This is a genomic window from Rufibacter sp. JT3400010 (assembly GCF_054956755.1).
In genome coordinates this window covers 17,106-42,244 of the sequence record NZ_JBUDXA010000025.1, presented here as the reverse complement: position 1 = coordinate 42,244, position 25,139 = coordinate 17,106, and the positions used below count along the sequence as shown (strand labels likewise).

Below are 25,139 nucleotides of genomic sequence, written 5' to 3'. Positions count from 1 at the left end.
ATAAAAATAAATACTAAATTTAGTTGAAAATGCAAAATTACAGAACCAATAACATTCAACCTTAGTCCCTATTAACAGAAAGTAATTAGTAGATAAAAACAAATATCAGAATACATACAATAAGAAATATAAAATAGGCATAAATAAGACTTGTACATAGTAGAAATATTATATAAACAATCATATATAATTCATGAGTAACAAATTGAAAATACTACTTATTTCACAAGCAACTCTAAAGAAAGAGCTGGGTGGACCAAAAGTAGTTATTGAACTTGCAGAAGCTATTAACCAAATTGGGCATTCTGCTACTGTAGTTGGCCCTGAAGAAATTAAAGAATATTTACTAAAGAATTCTATTGAAGTCCATAAGAATTACCCGCATAATGTTTGCTCATATTTAGAATATAATGCTCATCATTACGATGTAATTGACATCGATGCAAACCAACTTCATCAAGTAAAGAGTACATTTAGTTTGTCACCATTAATAGTTGTTCGATCTGTCTTATTTATACCGCACCTAAAACAAATTAAATGGCCTGAGAATAACAGTGTAATAGCAAGAGCTAAAAAAATTGTATCAAAGCTGCGGTTCGGAAATATTATAGATTATAAGATAAAAAGATTTCTACTATCTTTAACCAAAGCTGATTTAATAAATGTAAGCAATCATGAAGATGTAAACTTTTTAATTCAAAACGGTTACTCAATAAACAAAATCATAAATCTTCCTTTTGGATTAACTGAAATAAAGAAAGAAAGCCTCAGTAAATTATCCAAATTAGATAAAAAACAGAATAATATTGGATTTATTGGAACCTTTGACTACAGAAAAGGATGCCTTGATATACCCAAAATTTTTTCAACTATCAAAGAACAAGTTATTGATGCAAAATTGATATTAATAGGTGTAAAAGGGCTATTTCAAAGCAATAAAGAAATTTTAAATTTTTTCCCTAAAGAGCTACATTCAAGTATAACCATAGTACCTGAATACAAAGAGCATGAACTACCCAAATTACTAGAAAACATTAAAATAGCTATTTTCCCATCATATTTAGAAGGCTTTGGATTTTCTACAATTGAGAACATGGCTGCTGGAATCCCAGTTATTGCATATAGATCACCTGGCGCTTCAAGTTTATTAAAAGAAAATTATTTAGTAGATCCAGGTGATTGGTTAGCTTTAGCAATAAAAACTATAAGTTTATTAAAAGATAACAAAGCAAGAAAAGCTGCTATAATGCAAGTAATCATTGATTCACAAAAATATCAATGGAAGTTGATTGCTCAAAAAACAGTTGAACTATATTGTGAACACACAAAATTAAAGTCTTTAAAATTGTCAAAAGGACAAAAACATATTTAGTTATCTATTATGTTATCTTATATAAAAAATCACCAGCAATTATAAACTAATACTTAGATAAAATTTAAGGTTATGTTTAAACAAACAAAAGCATATACTAAATAAAAGAAAATTAGTTGTAATAAAACGATTATAAATATTAAAGGAAATATTTCATTGTATGAAAAACAATAATATCCATATAGCCTGTGCAAGCGATGAAAATTATTTTACTGGCTTATTAACACTCATTTGCAGCTTATTAGTAAGCAGCTCGACTAATTACAACTATTATATTTATATTATTGATGGTGGTATTTCGGAAGGTTACAAGCAGATTTTGCTAAATAAATGTAAAACAATAAATCGAAGCTTCGAATTAATCTAATTGACCCCAAATTTATCAACTTTTGAATCTGCTCCTTCATTCACGAATAATAGCCTTGTTACGTATGCAAGATTACTTTTAGCTCAACTTATTCCGCTTGAAGTAGAAAAACTTATTTATGTAGATATTGATATATTATTTTTGAAGAACATTACACATTTATGGAATATAGATTTAAAAGATAAAGCGATAGCTGCAGTACCCAACAGAAGGTTTGATAGTTTTCTTAAAGAAGACTGTCCTATATGGGAAACTTTAGGCTTCAATCCTGAAGCAGTATATTGCAATTCTGGATTATTAGTTTTGAACTTAAATAAATTTAGAAGAGAAAATATCTCTAACAAAGTCATTGAATATTTAAAAAGTTATCCTCAGGCTTGTTTAAGGCATGACCAAAGTGCATTAAATGCAATCTTACATAATGACTGCATACTTTTAGATCATAGTTGGAATATGCAGAACCATTATGACAACCTACGACCAATTGAAGATTATCATCTTATAAATAATCTAGAGTTAAATATTCATTTTAGCAATGGCCCAAAGCCTTGGAATGTATTTTCAAAAAGTATAGAATATTCAATGTATTATACATTTGCGAAAACCCTGAGCATTGACATTAATTCAAAAAAATTTAAAAAATCTGTTTTAAAAGGAAATATTAGAGAGTATTTAATGCCTACTTTAAAATCATGGCATTCATTAAACTTGATTTATCACAAGTTTAAAGGCAACAAAAGCAAAGTTGAAGATCTAACCCAAGTGGTAGAATATTATAAATCAAGCTTGGAACACAAGAAATTTTATAAAAAGAACAATCTAAAACATCAAAGAATTTTAAATTCACTTACTAAGAAAATTTCTTCTCAATTAGCATAGCAAGGCATATATGTATTCTAATATATCTATTTGTATACCTACTTATAACAGATCAAACTTTTTAAAAGAAGCTTTACAGTCATGTTTAATTCAGTCTTATCTGCCGTTTGAAATTATAATAGGTGATGACTCATCTAATAATGAAACTGAAGAACTTGTAGAAAGTTTAGCCCAAAACTCCCCAGTAAAAATCAGGTATAGTCACAATAGACCTGCATTGAAGCAGGCCAAAAATGTCAATAGATTGTTTGATATGGCCCAAGGAGATTTAATACTCTTATTACACGATGATGATCTTCTTCTACCTAATGCTCTGGAAACTCTTAAAAACTGTTTTGTAAACAATCCAGATATAGACATTGTATTTGGGAAACAATACATTATATCAGATGATGGAAAGACCGACATTAGTGCTTCTGAAAAGCTAAACCACTCTTTCTATAGAACTTCAAGTTATGCTGGCACTAAATTATCTTCTCTAGAATCTGGCTTTTTACAACAATTTCCTAATGACTGTTATCTTATTAAATCTGAAATAGCAAAAAAGATTAAATATGACCAGGCTGCAGGAGATGCTTGTGATTTTTATTTTGGGCTACAAGTTGGGATGGGCAATTACAAATCTTACTTCATAAATGAATACACTGCAAAGTATCGTATTTCTAATGAAGCTGTGACTCAAAATCCTGAATATGATTCAGGTTTGGTTTCATTCCAATTAATCGAAAAACTTGAAGTACCTTCTAAATCTGAAGAATACAAGTCTAGATGGTTGAAAGATAAGGCTCCAATTGCACTTGTTCAAGCCGCTAGGTTAAAAAATAAAAAGAAAGCATTTGAAATTTTTTTTAGCAAATGGCATAGAAACAAAATTTTCACTGCAAGAGGAGTTAAACGCTTCTTCACCATTATTACTTCATAATAGCACATCAAAATATATATTCTTCTTAATTCATCGTAATCAATGTATAAACAAACAAATTATATAAATTGTATATATCACTAATTCTTAATACATAAATCCTCTGAATTGAATTAAACTTTCCATTCACCTATAATTTATGAAAGAAAATAAAACATGAGAATGGTTTTTATATGCGGCGCCTTTGAGCCTGGTAGAGATGGTGTAGGAGATTATGTACGTGAATTAACTAAAGATTTAATTAGAGCAGGTAACAAAATAGGAATAGTTGCATTAAATGACTATTATATACATGAAAAAGAAGATGTAAGCACAATTCAAGATAGCTTAACGTACCATGTACTAAGATTACCTACTAATTTGAATTCAAAAGAACGATACAAATTAGCATACACATGGATAGATAGTTTTAAACCTGATTTGGTGAGTTTGCAATTTGTTGGATTTGCATTCCAAAAGTATGGCCTTCCCATAGCCTTACTATTTTTCATACGAAAAATAGTAAGGCAAACCAAAGTTCATTTTATGCTACATGAACTTTGGTGCGGCATGAATCCTTTTTCAAGCAAAAAAGAAAAAATGCTAGGAACTGCTCAAAAGCTTTTTCTAAAAACATTATATAGGATTTCTAAACCAACTCAAGTTTTCACAAGCATTAATTATTATTTCATTTGCTTACAACAAATTGGAATTAATGCACATGTGGTTCCAATTTTTGGTAATATTAATCTTGATAATTATGGAAATAAAAAAGAATGGCTTAACTTGCTTAAAGACAAAGATTTATCAATATTGCTCAATGGTTCAGACGATTGGCTAACTATATGTTTTTTTGGAACTATTTATCCTTGCCCAGGGTTAGCAGAACTTCTTCTGTGTGTAAGTGAGTTTGCTTGTAAATCTAACAAAAAAATAGGAATCATATCCATTGGGCACAACAGACTAGAGAAGATTGAAGATTTAGCACAGAATATACCAAATATAACTTTTTGGAACACGGGTCCGCTTTCAGTTGGGATGATCAACAGAGTATTGAGTTTAGCCCACTTTGGTGTGCTTACAAGTCCTGCTAATCGTTTATACAAAAGCGGTACAGGACTGGCATTCCTGGAGCGAGGCATACCACTTCTCATTTCTGCTGCAGATGAAACTTATATAAAAGATGATATGGAACCTGAAGGTGTCTTTCAAATAAGAAATGCTTCAGATGTTCAAAATAGCTATTCGTCTAAAGATAGATTAATAATTGGAAGTAGAATAACTAAAGTTGTTCATGCATATTCTACTCTAAGTAATTTATAAGAAATTATTATAATGAAAGAAAAAATTCATAAGCTTCTTATTATTGGATCAACATTAGGATGCTACGGAGGTATGGAAGCTTACATGATAACTCTAGCTGAAGCTGCTTCTCATTGGCCTGAATTCGAAATAAAATTGTGTTTTAAATTAGTAAAGGGTTGTAAGCAAGAAGAAGCTTTGGTAAGATCAGCTGAAAAGGTATGCTCCCAAGTTCATTTTGTTCAAAGCAATTCAATTCAGTTGGCTAAGCTTGTTGCTTGGTCTGATATTTTACACGTACAAAACACTCCACCCGATGTAGTATTTACAGCTCGTCTTTTATCTAAGAAAGTATTTCTAACAGTACATAACTGGAGAAGATCTACTTTATCAGCTCATACATTACTTTGGCGTGTTTCTGTAAAGCTTGCTCATCGCAGATGGTTCAATTCTAATTTTGTATGGAACACTTGGGAGCCTAAAAAGAAATCGATTAGAAGTGATTCATTCCCAACCGTTTCTAAATTACCAAAAACGTGGAACGCGCCTGAAACAAGAAAAGGTTTCTTATTCATAGGCAGATGGATAGAGAACAAAGGGATTGAAGAAATACTTAAAGCATATGCAGTATGTAAATTTAATCCCAATGAATGGCCTCTTACTATTTTAGGAGATGGGCCACTTAAACCAACCATTCTTCAACTAGTAAAAGAGCTTAAACTAACGCACGTCAATATGCCAGGGTTTGTTGATGCTAAAAGCAAAGAATCTTATTTAGCATCGACGAAGTGGTTATTAGCTCCAGCGAAAACTAAAGAAGACTTAGGCTTAACTCCTATTGAAGCTCGTAGTGTAGGGGTTCCTTCAATTGTTACTAATGATGGTGGATTGCCTGAAGCAGGTGGTAAGGCAGCATTAGTGGCAGAACCTGGAAGCGTGGAAGATCTAGTTAGATGTATGAAAGAAGCTTACAAAATGACTGAAAAAGAATATGCTATGAGAGGTGTATTAGCTCAGAGCACTTTATCTGAGTTTTTAAGGCCAATAGAATTCTACAGACAAGCTTACATTAGTTCTTAATTCATAAAGACATAAGGAATACCTCAAATATGTTGCTTGATAGGTAAATTTTTATAAAGTCATGAAATTCTGATCTTTTAAGCTAAATAATATAATACAATAAAGAATTTAAGAAAATTTAATTAACAAATTTAAATATGTATAAAGCCCGTAAAATTAGCGGTTATAATAGCGTATTTCTTGATTCTCTTCGTTTGTTGGCTGCTTTAATTGTTTTATATGTTCATGCCAATGATCAGTGGTTTCCTGATGAAGCACATACACCTACTCGCGGCGGTGGAGATATTGCACACGCAGCAGTTATAATTTTTTTTGTACTTTCAGGCTTTGTGATTGCTCATACTACAACTAATAACAACCGCGGAAAATTGCAATATGCTCATTCACGTTTAACCCGCCTTTGCTCTGTAGTAGTACCCGCCTTATTAATAACAGCTATAATTGAGATTCTGGTAGGCTATCTTAATCCCCTTTTAATTCAAGAATACACTAGAGGTTTATCATGGCCTCGATATTTGCTGTCAAGTTTGTTTCTTAACGAAGTAGGCTTTATTTCTGCAGCTCCACCAATAAACCGCCCACTATGGTCATTAAGTTACGAATTCTGGTATTATACTATTTTTGGTTTTTGGTTCTTTAGAGAGAAGGGTTGGAAATCAATACTCTTGATTGTTATATCTTGCCTTATTGCTGGGCCAAAAATATTATTAATGATGCCAATATGGCTATTAGGCTGTATCGCATATTGGCTACCAAGACCTGTAATATCTGCTAAAATATCGTGGATATTCGTTTTTGCTATGATAGCTATAGCTGGCCTAGCAGTAGCTCTACTTCCCCCTTTTCCTTTTGCATTGGGAGTACCACCCTTTTTTTATGCTAATCAGTTTATAACAGACTGGATTATTGGTGTTTTATTTGCAGCTGTTCTCTGGATTTTACCCACAGATTCACCTTTATCATATAAATTAAAGTGGGTTGCTACATTTAGAAGTATAGCTGACTTAACTTTCCCTATTTATGTATTACATCACCCATTATTGATTTTATGGAGAGCAACATTTGGCTTTAATTTGAATAATACCACACAGATGTGGCTAGCAATCACCACTGTTCTATTTATTTCTGGAGGGATTGGTTTATTATTAGAAAGACAAAGATCTAGATGGTTTATCTTATTCAATCGGCTTTTAATCTTCATAAAAAAATTATTGATTAAAACGTCGCCACGTTTGAAGTTAAATTAAGCTATTTCATTCATACTAGAATTTGTTCTTTCAATTATACATGAATACACTTGTTTATCATCCAACTGGGAATGCTAATGTAAGAGCTGTCATAGCTGGTCTCCAAAGGAGTGGCAACTTAGCTGCTTTTCATACTTCCATAGCAACATTTCCCAATGATATATTTCATAACCTAAGTAAATACAAGCCATTATCAGAGTTAAATCGAAGGAAATTCGATCCACAACTTAAGTCAGTTACCCATACTTGGCCTTGGCTTGAAATGGGAAGGTTATTAGCTTCAAAGACAGGCTTTCATAATCTTATCCGTCATGAGAAAGGGTTATTTTGTATTGATGCAGTTTATAAAAATCAGGATAAAAGGATTGCATCTTATATGAAACATGCTTTTGATAAAGGAGTTAGAAATGTTTATGCCTATGAGGATGGAGCTGCACTCTCCTTTGAAGAAGCAAAAAGATTTGGAATTCAATGTTTGTATGATCTTCCTATTGGTTACTGGCGGGAAGCAAAGAGGTTACTACAAATAGAATTAGATCGTTGGCCTGATTGGGCCCCTACTCTGACGGGCTTAATTGATTCTGATGTCAAACTAAATCGTAAAGATAAAGAATTACTCTTAGCAGACCGTATATTTGTAGCAAGCAAGTTTACAGCCAAAACATTGCAATCATATCCAGGTAAATTAGCTCCAGTTGAAGTAATTCCCTATGGGTTTCCACCTGCTATTGAGCATCGTACTTATTCATCCCTAAAGAATGGGAGAAAACTAAAAGTTCTATTTGTTGGAGGCCTTTCTCAACGGAAAGGGATCGCAAATCTTTTCGCTGCAGTAGAAGCAATCAAAAGTCATATAGAATTGACAGTGGTTGGATTAAGAGCTAGTACAAATTGTATTGCTTTAGAAAAAGAATTAGCAAAACATTGTTATATCCCTAGCTTGTCACATAATGATATTCTGAAACTCATGCGAGTGCATGATGTTCTTGTATTCCCTTCCCTATTTGAAGGCTTTGGATTAGTGATCACTGAAGCAATGTCTCAAGGAACTCCTGTAATAACAACAGACCGAACTGCTGGACCTGATATTATTAATAATGGAGAAAATGGATGGTTAGTGCAGGCAGGTTCAACAAGTGCCATTCAGGAGACCTTAGAAAAGCTTCTACTAAAACCTACAACAATAACGCAAGCAGGAAGAGCAGCAACAGAAACCGCTCGTCAAAGACCTTGGGAGGTATATGGCATAGAGTTAGCAAATGCTGTAATAAATCATAATACAACATTCAATATATAATATAGCCTTGATTTATATATCAGCAGGCATTTGAGGATATGATTGATATTGAAAACAAGTCTATAGAAGGATTAAAAAATCAGAAACCAAACTCTGACCTAATAAGTCATTTAAACAAGGATGATCTTTTAAAATATGGCATCTGGCTATATTTTATTTTATTAATTTTTGAAGGAGCTTTAAGAAAATGGTTCTTACCGGGGCTGGCTACCCCATTGCTTATTGTACGAGACCCTGTAGCCCTATGGGTAGTGGTAAGGGCGTGGCAGCAAGGTCTGTTACCCGCTAATGTCTACTTGGCAGGAATGATAATAATTGGAATCATCGGAACTTTTACTGCCCTTTTATTAGGCCATGGAAACCTTCCAGTAACTATTTATGGCGCACGAATTCTGTTGATACATTTTCCAATGATTTTTGCTATAGGAAATATTTTCACGTCAGAGGATGTACAGAAAATTGGTAAAGTGACGCTGTACATTGCTATTCCAATGGCCATTTTAACTGCACTACAATTTTACAGCCCTCAATCAGCATGGGTAAATAGGGGTGTAGGAGGTGATATGGAAGGAGCTGGGTTTAATGGCGGAGCTCTTGGCTTTTTTAGGCCACCTGGCACTTTTTCATTTACTAATGGAAATGCTTTATTTTTTAGCTTTCTCTCTTGCTTCGTGTTTTATTTCTGGTTAGATTTAAAGAAGATTAATAAACTGGTATTACTAGGCGCAACAACAGCACTATTTATTTCTATCCCACTTTCAATAAGCCGTAGTCTATTATTTCAAGTTATACTGTCATTGGGTTTTACGGCATTTGCTGTTTCAAGAAAACCTGAGTATGCAGGTAAATTGATTTTGGCAACAATTTTAGCTGTTATTGCTTTGGCAGCACTAAGCCAGGCTAGCTTTTTCCAAACAGCAACTGAGGCATTTACCACAAGATTCGATAACGCCAGTGAATTTGAGGGAGGCTTGGAAGGAACTTTAATCGATCGTTTTCTTGGTTCCATGTTAGAATCAATAATAGGATCAAGCGATTTACCAATTTGGGGTTATGGATTGGGAATGGGAACAAATGTGGGTAGTATGTTGCTAACTGGAGAAAAAGCTTTTTTAATCAATGAAGGTGAATGGGGACGGGTGGTAGGTGAACTAGGTCCACTTTTGGGTATACCACAAATATTTCTTCGTATTAATTTCATGTTTATAATAACATTAGCATCGTATCGTAAGTTAGCATCTGGCGATTTGCTGCCTTGGTTGTTGGTTAGTTTTGGATTGATTAATGTGATACAAGGGCAATGGGCACAACCAACAGCTTTAGGATTCAGTATCCTTATTGCAGGTTTCATCTTAGCATCTTTGAGATCAACAACTCCAAAAAATAAATATAAGATGTAGCATTTTAATTACATCTAATATTTAGTAGCTATAATATTTTCATATAAAAAAATTTTTGTTATTAATTTAATTATATAATAATATTTTTAATTTTTAAATACTCAATATTATGGCCTTATATGATTATCTAAAAAAACCTGAATTTTATTTCAGACCTTTCTCTACCATAAACAGGCTCATAGGCAATAAAAAAGAAGTAGTTATACGTAAAACCCCATGGAAAAGTAAAATTGAAGTAGATCCTAAAGAGACAATTGGAAAAGCAATATTCAATACTGGTATTTACGATTTAGCAGTTAGTGAAACTTTATGGCGTTTAGTAGATCCAGGAAACTTTGTTTTAGATATTGGTGCTAATATAGGTTACACTGCTCAAATATGCTCTTATAAAGCAGGCGAAGAAGGTGAAGTATGGATATTTGAACCTAACCCTTTATTACAATCAAGAGTCTTAAAAAATATTAGTTTTAACCATCAACAAAATGTCACCTTATTCCCGATAGCTTTATCTGATACAGATAAAGAAGGATTCTTAGTGTTACCAGGAGATTATGGAGATAATCAAGGGGTTGCTTTTATAGGATCAGAAGAAAGTGAAAAAACAATAAAAGTAAACCTTAAGCGGTTAGACGATATTTTACCTGAAGGTAAAAATATAAATGTAATGAAAATAGATGTTGAAGGCCATGAGCTAGAAGTACTAAATGGAGCAAAAAACACTATCAATAAAGGCTTAATTACAAATATAATTTTTGAGGATCATAATGAATATCCATCAAAGGTAGCAAGCTTCTTATTGAAACAAGGATATACAATCTTTAGAATAGAAAAGGGTTGGTTAAATATAAAATTAAAAAAACCTAATTCAATTTCCAAGATTTGCTTTTGGGAGCCCAACAATTATTTAGCAACGCTTGACAAAGATTTTGTAAGCAAAAAAATGGATGGAGTTTTTTATAGGTGTCTTTCTTTATGAATTTGAAAGACTGAAAGAATCTTACACTATTGTTACTCGACTCAATATATACAAACTATAATAGTACAAATAAGTTAAATTGAAGTTTAAAAAAGCTTCATTCTGCAATCTAACTTATTTATTTCAGAACAAATACAAATGTAATTCTACCATATATTATTTATATCTAATAAAGTGAAGCTTTAAAAGTAGTTAAAAAATATTAACTAATAAAGATACTTGAACCCTCAGACGATGAAGATTAAACTATTTTACATTTAAATGAGGTTAAAAAGATTTGAAGACTCTATAAGTATTTAAATTAAACAAACTCCAACTATTGTGTTAATTTAAAGAAAATTCAGTTAATTATATTTAAATCAGTATTAAGCCTAGCTATAACTTTATACATTCAAACTAAGCACCAGAAAATGGAAGTATTTGTCTGGCATAGTGAAACAATATCAAACAATAAGAAGCATTTATTTTTTAGATGAATATCATTTTCTTTTCACATCCTTTGTTTCTACCACATCAAAGCATGCCTCGTTTTGTACAACTGCTAGCTGATGGAATGAGTAAGCGTGGACACAAAGTGGAAATATGGCTTCCACAGCCTCAATTATCCAAATTACCATTCCCTATGAACTTTAAAAAATGGATGGGCTATATAGACCAATACATTATATTTCCATCAAGTGTTCGTAAAAAAATAAAAAATTGTACTCCAGATACACTCTTCGTTTTTACTGACCAAGCTTTAGGCCCTTGGGTACCTATGGTAGAAAATAAGCCACATGTAATTCACTGCCATGACTTTTTAGCCCAACGTTCAGCTTTAGGTGAAATATCTGAAAATCCAGTAAAGTGGCTGGGTCGTCAATATCAAAACTTAATACATCGGGGTTATTCAAGAGGTAAACATTTTATATCTGTTTCAGAGAAAACAAGAGAAGATTTACACCGCTTTTTGTTCTCCCCTCCTTTAAGCTCTAAAGTTGTTTACAACGGCATGAATCAAGCGTTCATTCCAAGTTTAGACTCTATTAAGCCCAGGAAATTACTTGGAAAAAGAATAAACCTAAATTTGGAATCCGGATACTTGTTGCATGTAGGAGGTAATCACTTTTACAAAAATCGTATAGGAGTGATTGAGCTTTATGATGCTTGGCGTAATTTGAGTAATCTGAAATTGCCTCTTTTAATGATTGGCGAGAAACCAACCACGCTATTACTCGACGCTCAATCCAATTCAAATTTCAAAGCTGATATACATTTCCTTAGTAATGTTTCTGATGGAGATGTACGCTTAGCCTATTCAGGCGCTTCTGTTTTTCTTTTTCCTTCCCTAGCTGAAGGATTTGGCTGGCCTATAGCAGAAGCAATGGCTTCCGGCTGCCCAGTTATTACAACGTCCGAAGCACCAATGACGGAAGTTGCTGGTAAGGCAGGGTTTCTTATTCCTCGGAGACCCAATAACAATATTGAAGTTTTAAAATGGGCAAATGCAGGAGCTAAGGTTATTCAGAATATATTAAGTTTCCCTACTTCAAAACTGATTGAAGTTAAAGAAACAGGAATAGTAAACGCTCGAAGATTTTTGCCTGAAAATGCATTAAATCAGATAGAAGAAATTTATTTAAATATCATTGAAAATAAATATTAACCATTTTCACACAGATTAGAAAATATGACAGAAGCAATTTTCTTAAAAAAAGAAGTAAAAAAAATCAATTCACGTAACACCTTAGTTGACTTAATCAAACTAATTGCTTCTTTTGGTGTTATTGTCATTCATGTTGCTTTTGACACACCCGCAGCTAAAAGCCTAAATACTTTCTTTTGGCCTCTATGTGTCCCTTTTTTTTATGCAGTATCACTTACATATTTTACCTCAAATTTAAACAAAGTTTCCGTTCATGAATTTTTAAGAAATACGTGGCTAAGGATCTTACTTCCATATTTATTATGGACAGTTATATATTCAAGTTTATTAGCAATCAAAGATATACTAAGTCAAGGACAACGTTCATTTAATATTTGGAAAATAATATTATACGGCGATAGCGCCTTACACTTATACTTTATACCTACTTTATTATCCATGCAGGTAATCATATTTTCCTTATTCCTAATATTTAATAAAAAATCAAATAAAAGGCTAATTGGAACAATATTTTTAATAGCAGGAAGTTGCCACCTTATACTTGGCATCAAGTTAGATTATCTTCCAGCAGGGCAACTTATAGGCACCTGCATTTTTATTTTATTATCATATTTTTTTTATATAAAAGTTTTAAACTCACCTACACGAAAAAGTTTTTTTATAATAGGCACTGCCTTAATTGCAATTGCAGCTTTCCCAAGCTGGCTAGGAACTCCAATTATATTTTTAGAATATCCACTATTATTCCCCTTAGGTGGCTTTGGGATACTTTTACTAGCTTTTGGAATTAAGGGACTAAACTTACCAAGTTGGATATCAACAATATCTAGCACCTCTTATGGAATATATCTTAGCCATGTGTTATTTTTAGAGGCATTTGAATTTACAATAGAGAAGACAATCACTGGAAATATATTTTATGATATTAAAACTAAATTATTAGTGGTGTTCTTAATTTTCGCTGCGTCAGTTATATTTACACTTGCAATAAGAAACTCAACAATTAGTAAGAAATTTTTACTAGGTGAAAAATGAAAATTATAATAAATTACAATAGAAAAATGATTATTCTTATAGGGTATATGTCAAATTCCCCTTTACTTTATGAAAAAATAATCTAATTTAAAGGGTTGAACAGAAGTAAATAAATTCTATTTCAAAGAAGCCAATCCTCCATAAAGGATGAACCTTCTGTAAAACATGGGGCAAGTAGATCAAACACCAATAATTTTATAAGCACCACTCATGATTCTAATTGATGAAGCAAATTTATTTACAAGTGCTATAAAATGATAATGGTAACGAGAAAACAATAGAAGCATTTTAAGTTTCAAAATTTTTTAGTTAATTGCTTCCTTTAAGTAAATAAAGTTAAACGAATCATTTTACCTGATTATAAATAAAACCGAAACTCTGCACTGGAATTACTTACAATCCATTAAGAAGGTTAAAAAATTTATAATTTAATTCAATTTTTACCTTGCTTACTCAAATTTCAAGAAAAGATAGTTCAGTATTAACAAATCCTGAATTAAAGGCTAAAGAGCACAACGAAAATATAGATATAATAAAAATTATTGCTTCAATTGGTGTTATTGCAAACCACGTACCTTTTAATACACCTGAAGCAGAAGCATTGAATAATTTTTTATATATGCCTCGCGTTTCTTTCTATTTGATACTATCATTAACATTTTTCACTTCCAATTTGTATAAATATCCTACTAGTAAAGTTTCCAATAAGACTTTTCAAAGACTTGTTATACCTTATATTGCTTGGACCACAATCTACACAGCATTGTTGATCCTTCGAGGATATCTTAATTCAAATAAAAACGATGTAGATATTTGGAAATCTTTACTATATGGCAAAAGTGCTGTACAACTCTACTTTATACCTATGTTATTGAACTTACAGTTGTTAGCTCTTTCCATTTTCCTAATTATTCAAAAGAAAAAACAAAAGATTGTATTCGGTACAATTGGTACACTTCTCGCGTCTACATATATTTTATGGGGTGTATATAGTAAGTTAATTCCAACTGGACAGATAATTGGAATAATAATTTTCGTAGCGTTTGCTTTTATTTTGTCCAAGAAATTGATTAGGTCTGATCCAAATACTTATAATATCGTAGTAGGCGTGTGCCTTATTATAGTAGCTAAACTTCCCGATTATCTACTAACACCTATTAAAATATTAGATTATCCTGTTTTGTATCCTCTTGGAGGGGTGGGTATGCTATTCGTAACTTATGGAATTCCTAGAAAAAAACAACCTAAATGGATTCTTGATATAGCTAGTACTTCTTATGGAGTATTCCTTAGTCACGTTTTATTTTTAGAAGCCTTCGAATTCTTCACAGCTAAAATTTGGCCAAATGGAATTTATTATAATTTAATCAATAAGCTATTGGTTGTAATTCTAATATTTTGTAGCTCTGTAATCTTTACTTTTATAATTAGAAAATTTCATATAGGACGGAGAGTGCTATTGGGAGAAAAATAACTCTGTGATGAACATACTTCATGTTACTAATACAATGGACCCCAGCACAGGTGGTGTTTGCCAGGCAATACGAACAATGATCATGGGATTGGTAGGTATGGAAACTCATAATGAAGTAGTTAGTCTAGATTCGGAAAAAGCTGCTTATATGAAATTAGACTCATTTACAATCCATGCTTTAGGTCCGGGAAAGGGTCCATGGTCTTATAGTTCTAAATTGAGCTCTTGGCTAAATAGTCATATATCTAATTTTGACATTATCATTGTTCATGGGCTTTGGCTATATCATGGATATGCAATAAATAAGGCGTACCATTCTTTGAAGAAAAAAAATCTTAACCGAATCAATCCCAAGATCTTCATCATGCCCCATGGCATGCTTGATCCTTATTTTCAAAGAGCGGCTGGTAGAAAATTTAAAGCGTTAAGAAACACTATCTATTGGCATCTATTAGAGAAAGAAGTTGTTAATGATGCTGATGGTATTCTTTTTACTTGTAAGGAGGAGCGCAGGTTAGCAAGAGAACCGTTTTACAAATATCATCCTAAAAGTGAAATGGTAGTAGGCTTAGGAGTGGAAGAACCTCCTGTTTATACCCAAATTATGAATGAAGCATTTTATTTAAAATGTCCTGAACTTAGGGGAAGCTCTTATATTCTTTTCTTAAGTAGGATTCATGAAAAAAAAGGAGTGGATATATTAATAAAGGCTTATGCTAAGCTTCTATTAGCTAGAACAAATACAGCAGCAGCCAAGCAAAATGAGCTACCAAAACTTGTTATTGCTGGCCCCGGAATAGAGACTTCTTATGGACAAAAGATGGAACAGTTAGTATCTGCATCTAAAGATCTTAGTGATAATGTTTTTTTTCCAGGTATGCTTTTCGGAGATGCTAAGTGGGGGGCATTCTATGGTTGTGAAGCTTTTATATTACCAAGTCACCAAGAAAATTTTGGAATTGCTGTTGTAGAGGCAATGGCTTGCAGTAAACCTGTACTGATATCAAATCAAGTAAATATATGGCGAGAAATTAAGGATTCTGGGGGTGGAGAAGTTGCAGAAGATACCTTACTGGGCTTTTACAAAATTTTAACAAATTGGGAGAAACTTTCTAAAGAGCAAAAATTAACTATAGGAAGACTTGCTCGTTGTTCCTATGAAAAAGATTTTGCTGTAAGCTCTGCAGCAAAGAAATTGTCGCAAGCCTTACAATTAAGTAGTAAGCAATGAATTCAATATATAAATCAAAATTGATTAATGAATATCAGGATCTTAGTTTGTTTGTTGTTCCTGATTCCTTTAGAGGAAAGTCAAAATTTTTAGTACAAGTCTGGTGGATTGTTCAGTCTACTATTTTTACCTGGTCACCACAATTTCTTTATGGGTGGAGAGCTTTCTTGCTCAGATTATTCGGAGCTGAAATAGGTACTAATGTCAAAATTAGGTCTTCTGTTACAGTAACCTACCCATGGAACTTGAAAATTGGAGATTATTGCTGGATCGGCGATGATTGTGTTATATATAATTTAGGCAATGTCAGTATTGGTAATCATGTAGCAATAGCTCATAAAGTTTACTTCAATACAGGTGGCCATGTATACGACAAAATCACATTTGATATTTTTAGCAAACCCTTAATTATCGAGGACGAATGTTGGATAACGAATGATGTATATGTTGCTCCTGGAGTCACTATTGGAAAAGGAACTATTGTAAGCGCTAGGAGTACTGTTTTAAAAAATTTACCACCAGGCAAGGTTTGCATAGGCACTCCAGCTAAACCTATTAAAGACCGTGTTGTTCTAAAACAGTGAAATAAAAAAGGTGTATATGGCTTTTTTTATTCAGTTTTATTATTAACCCCAACTATTATCTTCTCTAAAGTATTATAACAATTACAATGACCAGATTACTTGTGACCGGAGGCTCAGGCTTTATTGGAACTAACTTAATTGATGCACTAATCAAATCAGAATTTGAAGTTCTAAATATAGACAAAGCGCAGCCGTTAAAGGAGAAACATCTAAGGTTTTGGAGGCAAATAGATATACTTGATTTGAACAGTCTTAAAGCAGAAGTAATAAAATTTGCACCAGAAATTATAATTCACCTAGCCGCTGTTACAGATCTTAACGGCAAGACTTTGGAATACTATAGAACTAATACGACTGGCACTAAAAATATCATTGACATAGCAAACAAGGTTCATTCTTTGAAAAAAATCATTTTCACTTCTTCAATGTATGTTTGCCAGCCAGGATATATCCCAAAAGATTATGAAGAATACAAACCACATACTCTTTATGGAGAAAGTAAGATGGTAGGTGAGAAATTAGTTAAGGAAATTAAAAATCCAAATTACAGCTGGACTATTGTAAGACCTACTTCAATATGGGGGCCGTGGTTTAACATACCTTACATTGACTTTTTCAACGTAGTTTACCAAGGAAAGTATTTTGATTTTGGCCATACCTGCACCAAAACTTACGGTTACGTAGAAAATGCAGTTTATCAAATTCAAAAGCTTATGGCAGCAGATGATGTACATGCTAAGACATTCTATTTAGGCGATTATCCTCCGATTCAAATTTCTGAATGGGCGAATGAGATTTCTATTGAAATGGGAAAAGGAAAGATCAAAAAGATTCCTTTTTTTGTTATGAAAACAGCTGCATTTCTTGGAGACACTTTATCTAAGTTCAATATTAAATTTCCTATTACTAGTTTTAGGCTAAAAAACATGACAACAAATAATGTTCTACCTTTAGAGGAGCTTCACAAAGTAACAGGCCCTACTCCTTTAAGTAGATTAAATGGAGTTAGAATCACAATCAAATGGCTGATAGAATATAAGGAATATAAATTATAACTAGATTTTTAGAGTAATTTCTAGTGCTTGTCAAGACAGTATACTTTGTAATACCTCAATTAGGCACAGTATAAAATTTATTCTTGCTCCTTATCAATAAATTCAATCTTGAATTACCCATCAATGAAAAAACGTTTACTGTTAATTGGTTATAACTTCTCCCCAGAACCTACTGGAATAGGTAAATATAGTGGAGAAATGATTAACTGGTTAGCCAAGAGAGGGTATGATTGCACCGTTATTACTACTTATCCATATTACCCTTTTTGGAAAGTACAACCTCCTTATGAAAGCGATAAGTATTGGTATAAGACAGAAAGCGCTACTTTTGAATCAGGTGGAAAAGTAAAAGTATACCGTTGCCCCATCTATGTTCCGGCTAAGCCCACGGGTATAAAACGAATTTTACTTGACCTTTCATTCTTATTATCTGCTGGCATGAAGTTAGTACAACTACTCCCTGGTAAGAGATTTGATTCCGTTATTACTGTTGTACCTTCCTTTTTAATCGGATTAATTGGCATTTTCTATAAAAAAGCTAGAAAAGCAAAGCTAATCTATCATATCCATGATATGCAAATCGAGGCCGCTCGAGATTTAAACATGATTAAATCAAAGAGTGTCATTGACTCAATGTTCATGCTAGAAAAATATATTTTTGATAAAAGTGATGTAATCACCAGTGTTGGAGCAGGCATGGTTACAAAAATAGAGGAGAAAGCGAATAAAAAAGTAACACTATTCTTGAATTCAACTGACCTGACACAATTCTACCCAATAGAAAACAGAGAAGAGATAAAGGTAGAGTTTGGGTTTGATACAAGTGACAAAATATTATTGTACTCTGGGGCTATAGGAGAAAAGCAAGGCATTGAATCAATCTTATATGCTGCCCAGCAGTTCCAGCAATACAAAGAGATAAAATTCTTGATTTGCGGCTCAGGCCCATATAAAGATAGGTTAGAGAGCCTAGCCTTTTCATTGAATTTAAATAATGTCATCTTCTATCCTTTACAACCTGTTGAAAAATTCAATAGATTCTTAAACTTAGCAGATGTGCATTTAGTAATCCAAAAAGCTAATGCAAGTGATTTAGTGATGCCTTCTAAATTGAATACTATTTTAGCTATTGGTGGTATGGCCCTAATAACTGCAACCAATGAATCTGGATTGCACTCTTTAGTTTCTCACTACAACATGGGGATACTTGTAGAGGCTGAAAACCAAGAAGCACTGAATGAAGGTATTCGAAAAGCTCTATTCGAAATTGATAAAGACATTATATCTTTCAATGCACGTTCTTATGCAGAGGCTCATCTTTCCATTGATAGTATAATGAGTTCTTTTGAACAAAAAACTCTCCTAAGTAGATAATTCAATAATTGCTTTCTATGTTTCTAGATTCTGTTTTTAAAGCTATTGCCAAAAAGAGACTCTTGGGCTTTCTTTTATTTTTTGACCTATTTGCAGCCAATGCACAAAGTATTATGCCACAATCTAAAATTGGGGCATTAAACTCTTCAGAGAAACAAGACATCAATCAACTTCCTTGTTCTAATAATATTATAACAAGCTCTACTAAGAGTATTGGCTTTGGAATCAAAGCGGGAATTACCTATGCTCACATGAATTTTAATAAAGGGTTTCCTAAACCCTCCATCCCGATTGAATCAGCTTGGAAACCTGGGTTCTTGGCTGGATTCTTCTTAGCAGTACCCTTTGTTAAAAGACTATCTTTACAACAGGAGTACGTGTACACATTAATTACAGGAGAAGTAAAAAGCACAGGAATCAATTACAAACAATCATATCTTTCATTACCCCTTCTCTTAAAGTATAAAGTATTACCATACCTATCACTTGTAGCAGGTCCTCAAGTTGAGTTATTGATTGAGGCTAAGCAATCAAACAATCAAACTTTTACTATCACAACTCATGACACAGAAGAACGGAGTTTAGGACTTACTGCTGGTCTAGAGTTTCAAATAAAAAAAAATTTAAAACTCAATTCTCGTTTTATGCATGGAATTAATCATATCGGAGTTAGGCAGCAGTCTAGTTTGAAAGAATTTAAGTATGAGGTAGTGCAAATTTCTATGGATTATATTATAATCTCTTCTGGTAAATAATTGCATGAAATTGCAGCTGTGGTTTACAAAGTATGATGCTTAACTTTCTTGTTGTTTCGGTAGTTGAACATTATATCTATACTGGCCAGGTGGTTTTCTTTCTTTTTAGAAAAGCAGGTAGTTTTCCTCACTAGCCTTCTGTTCCTTGCCCTTAAGCAGGTATTCACGCCTTCTATATTCTTTGTGTAAGCTTTGCCAAACCTGTGCTTTTCTTGCGGTATCACTTGGGCAAAAGCTTTCCAATGGTCAGTGCAGTACTCCCCGATTTGCACTCCCACCAGCTTTTTCAGCAGTTCCCTTATCGTTTTGGCGCCCCTGCTACCGCAACTGTAGGCCAATACCTCATCCGTCTCAGGGCAATAGGCATACAGCAGCCAATATTTGCCCTTCTTGCGTCTGCCCACGAAGCTCCATAGCTCATCGATCTGCACCGATCTGTAAACCTTGAGCCTAGGGCTGATTCCGAGCCTGCCCGCCTGTCTGGATAAGTTGTCCAGGATACATTTCCTACTTACCCCGAGAAGCGCCTCGATGTCGCGTATGCCGTTGTTGCGCTCCAAAAGCCGCAATATCATCTGCTTTGTGGCAGGGTTAGCACCTTTGTAGCTGTAAGAAGCCTGGAACTGCTTTTTACAGGATCGGCACAGCAGGTTCTGCGCGCCGTGCTTTTTCTTTCCGTTTTTTACTACCTGAATGCTCTGGCAGTGGGGACAGCTTACCTTGATGAGGACTTCGAACATTCCATCATCCTAAACACTCCGCTGACAGCTTTTATCCCATCATACTTTGTAGACCACTACCAAAATTAAATCTAAACATACTGCTTATATAAATTTGAATCGTTTAAAAGCAGCAACAGCTCCTTAGGTACCTAAGGAGCTGTTGCTGCTTTTAAACGAAACTCAACTTTTATCCATTAATAGCATCAACAAAATTTTACAAGTTTATTTCCAAAGCACCCTCCTTTTTCATTGAAACATATCTTTGGCTGTTAACTCAGAAAATACCTTCCGAATACCTTCTTCTAAAGAAATTTTTGCTTCCCAGCCAAGGGACTTAAGTTTAGAAACATCCATGAGTTTTCTAGGAGTGCCATCAGGTTTGCTGAGATCTGTTCTGATTTGCCCCTCAAACCCAACTACTTCTTTAATCAACCGGGCAAGTTCTAAGATGGAGATATCTTTTCCTATGCCTACATTTACCAAACCGGGTTCATGATAGTTTTGCATGAGGTAAAAACAGGCATCTGCCAAATCATCTACATGCAGAAACTCTCTTCTTGGGGAACCACTTCCCCAAATTTCTACCTCATCCAAATTAATATCTCTTGCTGTGATAAACTTCCGCATCAAGGCTGGTAACACATGGGAGTTCTGCAGATCATAATTATCATTAGGCCCATACAAATTGGTAGGCATCACCGAAATGAAATTACAACCATATTGTCTCCGGTAAGCGTCACAAAGTTTAATTCCTGCTATTTTGGCTATGGCATAGGGCTCATTGGTATGTTCCAACTCCCCCGTTAATAAGTATTTTTCTTTAAGGGGTTGAGGCGCTAATTTAGGATAGATACAGGATGAACCCAGAAACATCAGCTTTTTCACGCCATTTAAATAAGAAGCATGAATGGTGTTGCTCTGGATCATGAGGTTATCATACAGGAACTCTGCCCGATAGGTATTATTGGCCACTATTCCCCCCACTTTTGCTGCTGCCAGAAAAACATAGTCTGGTTTTTCTACCGAAAAAACTCATTTACCTGATGTTGGTCACGCAAATCCAACTCTTTGGAGGTACGCACCACAATGTTCGTAAGGCCGTCTTTTTCTAATCTCTTGATGATAGCTGAACCCACCATCCCTCTATGGCCAGCTACATAGATTTTATCCTGAGGCTGCATCTATTCGTATTGGTTTTTTACTTTATAGCCCGCCTCCTGCAAGGTTTTCTCTCTCAGAAAATTTTCTATATCTGACTCCATCATTTCCTTCACCAAGGCCGGTAAATCATATTTAGGCTCCCATCCTAGTAATGTTTTCGCTTTCGTGGGATCGCCAATCAATAGCTCTACTTCTGTTGGACGGAAATACCGGGGATCTACGGCTACTACTTCGGTGCCAATTTCTACCAAATAATCAGGATTTGAGCAAGAAACCACAATTCCTTTCTCTTCTACTCCTTCGCCTACGAATTCCAGTTCAATACCTGCTTCAGCGAAGGCCATCTTCACAAAATCACGGACTGTAGTAGTAACACCAGTAGCAATCACGTAATCCTGTGGGTTATCCTGCTGCAGGATGAGGTACATGGCTTCTACGTAATCTTTAGCGTGACCCCAGTCGCGGCGGGCATCCAGGTTACCTAGGTACAGTTTGCTCTGTAAGCCCAAAGCTATCTTTGCGGCCCCGCGGGTGATTTTACGGGTTACAAACGTTTCGCCTCTTAAGGGGCTTTCATGGTTAAACAGAATACCATTGCAGGCATACATGTTGTACGCCTCTCTGTAATTTACCGTGATCCAATACCCATACAGTTTGGCTACCGCATACGGGGAACGGGGATAAAAAGGAGTAGTTTCAGACTGGGGCACCGCCTGCACCAAGCCGTACAGTTCTGACGTAGAAGCCTGGTAGATACGGGTCTTCTCTGTTAAGCCTAGTAGTCTTACTGCCTCTAAAATACGAAGTGTTCCAATTCCATCGGCATTGGCCGTGTATTCCGGCGTCTCAAAGCTTACCTGCACGTGGCTCATAGCGCCCAGATTGTAGATTTCGTCTGGCTGCACCTGTTGGATGATGCGGATGATATTGGTAGAGTCACTTAGATCACCGTAGTGCAGTTTGAAATTCACGTTCTCTTCGTGTGGGTCTTGGTACAGATGGTCTATTCTATCTGTGTTAAAAAGAGAACTTCTTCTTTTGATGCCATGCACTTCATAGCCTTTGCTCAACAACAGTTCTGCTAAGTAGGCTCCGTCTTGTCCTGTGATTCCTGTTACTAGTGCTTTCTTCATTTATTATTGTATGTTTTATTGAAGTATTTTATGATTTAATCTATCTGCTACGCATTTAAAGAACTAAACAGTTAGACTTCCTTTAGAAGATGGGTTCACTTTATGTATAAATTCAATGCTGAGTGCCGTATACTAGTGAGGGGAAGTACATTAAGGCTTTATTATCATCATATTATTTTGGGTGGTAAATATCTATAAAAAAAAGGACAAATTAGCTAGGCAGCAGGATTTTTAAGTTCTTCAAGCTACTTCCAGGATTTAAGGATATGCTTCCATCTTAATTATTAACGCTTCCTCAAAAAAGTCACGCTTCTTAGACATATAATAAAATTAATATTATTTATAATTGTTTCGTTTAAATAAACCTATAATCATCCTGTAGCAAGACTATTATGATACAATGTTTCACAAAGTAATCCTAACTTTTCTCATTATTCACTCTCCATACATGGAACATAGCCACCTCTAATTTTTATTTACAAAATCCTATATTTTTCATTATCACGAATCTTTGGCTTTTGAAATATTAATTAAAATCAACAAAATATACTTTCATTTCAATTTTTAACTTTGCATATTCGCATCTCTAAGAAGCTCCCCCGGCTATTAAAAGAAGAACATCATATTTTATATATTCAATATTTCATTATGTCATATAAGTACGGGACCTTCTTTAAATGGATAAGCTTATCCATTGATTACCTTCTACTTAATTTTTGTTTACTTGCTGGACTAGCTATAACGAACCCTCACCATTTGGAGGCAGGGCTACCAGACCAGTTCAAATTAAACTTCTTGTTATGCAATCTTCTCTGGTTCTTTTGCGCTAGCCTGTTGGAGTTGTATGAGAACGTCATCAGCAGAGAAGCCATACCTACGCTGAAAGCTGCCGGAATAGCCTCTGCCCTTTATTTCATAGGCACCTTTATCTTAAAAGCCGCTCTTCCCCATTTAACCTTCTCCTTTGATTTTATCTGGATAAGCTCCTTCTTATTCGTCTCTGTTATTCTAGTTACTAAATTCAGCTTTTTGGTCTTCCGGAAGCTGAAACGCCATCTTCTCATTGATTACAAGAAAATTGTGATCATTGGGAGCGGAGAGGCGGGCAGGCAACTGCGGACCCATATAGACAGAACTCCTCACCTGGGTTATAAGGTGGAAGGCTTTTTTGATGATGCGCCACTTGGAACAGACGTTTTAGGTTCCATTGAGGATTGCTTTGCCTATGCCCAAACCCATGGCATTTCTGAGATCTTCTGTGCCCTTCCAGATTCTCAGGCAGAGAAGGTGAAGATGCTATTGCATGAGTCAGATAAGCACATGATCCGGTTCAGGTTAGTACCAGATGTGAAGTATTTCTTTGACAAAAATGTGCTTGTAGATGTCTACGGCCATATTCCTATCATCACGCATAGACAAGAGCCTCTGGAAAACCGGGCGAATAGATTGGTGAAGCGGGCGTTTGATATTACGGTTTCCCTGTTTGTAATGGTATTCATCTTGAGCTGGCTGATTCCTTTGATGGCGATTATCATTAAACTGGAGTCCAGAGGGCCGGTCTTCTTTAGGCAAATACGTTCGGGTACTTACAATAAGCCTTTCTATTGCTATAAGTTCAGGAGCATGACGGTCAACCATGATTCTGATCAGAAACAAGCCTCTAAAGGAGATGCCAGAATCACTAGAGTAGGCGCATTTATCCGGAAGACCAGTATTGATGAGTTACCGCAGTTTGTAAATGTATTCCTGGGCGATATGTCGGTGATCGGGCCACGTCCGCACATGATCAAGCACACCCAGGATTATTCTGCTTTAATAGATGAGTACATGGTGCGTCATTATTTGACGCCGGGTATTTCAGGCTGGGCCCAGGTAAACGGCTTTAGAGGCGAGACAAAGGATACAGAAAGCATGCAGAAAAGGGTGACCGCTGATATCTGGTATCTGGAGAACTGGTCTTTATTCCTGGATATTAAGATTGTTTTCTTAACAGTTTGGAAGGCTATTAGAGGAGATCAGAACGCTTTCTAGTGTAACTTGCTAGACGTCCTGCTGGGCGTCAGAGGGAGATACCTGCTTCTCTAGCAAGATGGAGGACACCAAACTTTCGACCTTGCGGTGGTTAGCACTCAACAGCAAGATGGTTCCT

20 protein-coding genes and 1 pseudogene are annotated in these 25,139 nt (G+C 34.7%); 18 read left to right on the top strand and 3 right to left on the bottom strand.

Annotated features, from left to right (window positions below; all coding sequences use genetic code 11):
• Positions 1–193: 193 nt before the first annotated feature.
• From ACY0JR_RS18245 to ACY0JR_RS18165, 17 genes are all read left to right on the top strand, one after another.
• Complete coding sequence (locus ACY0JR_RS18245; RefSeq protein WP_462635598.1) at positions 194–1,372, top strand: glycosyltransferase family 4 protein; 1,179 nt, start codon at positions 194–196, stop codon at positions 1,370–1,372.
• Between the two features lie 367 nt (positions 1,373–1,739).
• Positions 1,740–2,618 (top strand): glycosyltransferase family 8 protein, encoded by an 879-nt coding sequence (locus ACY0JR_RS18240; protein WP_462635597.1) that lies wholly within the window; start codon positions 1,740–1,742, stop codon positions 2,616–2,618.
• Between the two features lie 10 nt (positions 2,619–2,628).
• On the top strand, positions 2,629–3,540 hold the full coding sequence (locus ACY0JR_RS18235) for a glycosyltransferase family 2 protein (protein ID WP_462635596.1): 912 nt from the start codon (positions 2,629–2,631) through the stop codon (positions 3,538–3,540).
• Positions 3,541–3,696: 156 nt separating this feature from the next.
• Positions 3,697–4,842, top strand: coding sequence for a glycosyltransferase family protein (locus ACY0JR_RS18230; protein WP_462635595.1), 1,146 nt, complete (start codon positions 3,697–3,699; stop codon positions 4,840–4,842).
• Between the two features lie 12 nt (positions 4,843–4,854).
• On the top strand, positions 4,855–5,901 hold the full coding sequence (locus tag ACY0JR_RS18225; protein WP_462635594.1) for a glycosyltransferase: 1,047 nt from the start codon (positions 4,855–4,857) through the stop codon (positions 5,899–5,901).
• A 137-nt stretch (positions 5,902–6,038) separates the two neighbouring features.
• Positions 6,039–7,148, top strand: coding sequence for an acyltransferase family protein (locus ACY0JR_RS18220; protein WP_462635593.1), 1,110 nt, complete (start codon positions 6,039–6,041; stop codon positions 7,146–7,148).
• A gap of 40 nt (positions 7,149–7,188) precedes the next feature.
• A complete protein-coding gene (locus ACY0JR_RS18215; protein WP_462635592.1) occupies positions 7,189–8,445 on the top strand; it encodes a glycosyltransferase family 4 protein in 1,257 nt (418 codons plus the stop codon).
• Between the two features lie 38 nt (positions 8,446–8,483).
• Positions 8,484–9,845: a hypothetical protein gene (locus ACY0JR_RS18210; RefSeq protein ID WP_462635591.1), complete on the top strand. Its 1,362-nt coding sequence runs from the start codon at positions 8,484–8,486 to the stop codon at positions 9,843–9,845.
• A gap of 109 nt (positions 9,846–9,954) precedes the next feature.
• Entirely contained in the window at positions 9,955–10,821 is an 867-nt protein-coding gene (locus tag ACY0JR_RS18205; protein WP_462635590.1) for an FkbM family methyltransferase, read from the top strand.
• Positions 10,822–11,293: 472 nt separating this feature from the next.
• The gene (locus ACY0JR_RS18200) at positions 11,294–12,466 is read left to right on the top strand and encodes a glycosyltransferase (RefSeq protein ID WP_462635589.1); all 1,173 of its coding nucleotides are present in this window, start codon (positions 11,294–11,296) and stop codon (positions 12,464–12,466) included.
• A 24-nt stretch (positions 12,467–12,490) separates the two neighbouring features.
• Complete coding sequence (locus ACY0JR_RS18195) at positions 12,491–13,501, top strand: acyltransferase family protein (RefSeq protein ID WP_462635588.1); 1,011 nt, start codon at positions 12,491–12,493, stop codon at positions 13,499–13,501.
• 445 nt (positions 13,502–13,946) lie between these two features.
• Positions 13,947–14,975, top strand: a complete 1,029-nt coding sequence (locus ACY0JR_RS18190) for an acyltransferase family protein (protein ID WP_462635587.1) — start codon at positions 13,947–13,949, stop codon at positions 14,973–14,975.
• Between the two features lie 7 nt (positions 14,976–14,982).
• The gene (locus tag ACY0JR_RS18185; protein ID WP_462635586.1) at positions 14,983–16,206 is read left to right on the top strand and encodes a glycosyltransferase; all 1,224 of its coding nucleotides are present in this window, start codon (positions 14,983–14,985) and stop codon (positions 16,204–16,206) included.
• A complete protein-coding gene (locus tag ACY0JR_RS18180) occupies positions 16,203–16,790 on the top strand; it encodes a WcaF family extracellular polysaccharide biosynthesis acetyltransferase (protein ID WP_462635585.1) in 588 nt (195 codons plus the stop codon). Before ACY0JR_RS18185 ends, ACY0JR_RS18180 begins: the two co-directional genes overlap by 4 nt.
• 86 nt (positions 16,791–16,876) lie before the next feature.
• Positions 16,877–17,845: an NAD-dependent epimerase/dehydratase family protein gene (locus tag ACY0JR_RS18175; RefSeq protein ID WP_462635584.1), complete on the top strand. Its 969-nt coding sequence runs from the start codon at positions 16,877–16,879 to the stop codon at positions 17,843–17,845.
• Positions 17,846–17,968: 123 nt separating this feature from the next.
• Entirely contained in the window at positions 17,969–19,219 is a 1,251-nt protein-coding gene (locus ACY0JR_RS18170; protein ID WP_462635583.1) for a WcaI family glycosyltransferase, read from the top strand.
• A gap of 17 nt (positions 19,220–19,236) precedes the next feature.
• Positions 19,237–19,974, top strand: coding sequence for a porin family protein (locus ACY0JR_RS18165; RefSeq protein WP_462635582.1), 738 nt, complete (start codon positions 19,237–19,239; stop codon positions 19,972–19,974).
• A gap of 23 nt (positions 19,975–19,997) precedes the next feature.
• On the opposite strand, the gene ACY0JR_RS18160 is transcribed toward ACY0JR_RS18165, so the two are convergent.
• From ACY0JR_RS18160 to gmd, 3 genes and pseudogenes are all read right to left on the bottom strand, one after another.
• Positions 19,998–20,714: an IS1 family transposase gene (locus tag ACY0JR_RS18160; RefSeq protein ID WP_462635581.1), complete on the bottom strand. Its 717-nt coding sequence runs from the start codon at positions 20,712–20,714 to the stop codon at positions 19,998–20,000.
• Between the two features lie 228 nt (positions 20,715–20,942).
• Positions 20,943–21,877: pseudogene (gene fcl / locus ACY0JR_RS18155) on the bottom strand (GDP-L-fucose synthase).
• Entirely contained in the window at positions 21,878–22,990 is a 1,113-nt protein-coding gene (gene gmd / locus ACY0JR_RS18150; protein WP_462635580.1) for a GDP-mannose 4,6-dehydratase, read from the bottom strand. It lies immediately after the preceding pseudogene.
• A 648-nt stretch (positions 22,991–23,638) separates the two neighbouring features.
• Between gmd and ACY0JR_RS18145 the strand changes: the two genes are divergently transcribed.
• Positions 23,639–25,021, top strand: coding sequence for an undecaprenyl-phosphate glucose phosphotransferase (locus ACY0JR_RS18145; protein ID WP_462635579.1), 1,383 nt, complete (start codon positions 23,639–23,641; stop codon positions 25,019–25,021).
• Positions 25,022–25,139: the final 118 nt, after the last annotated feature.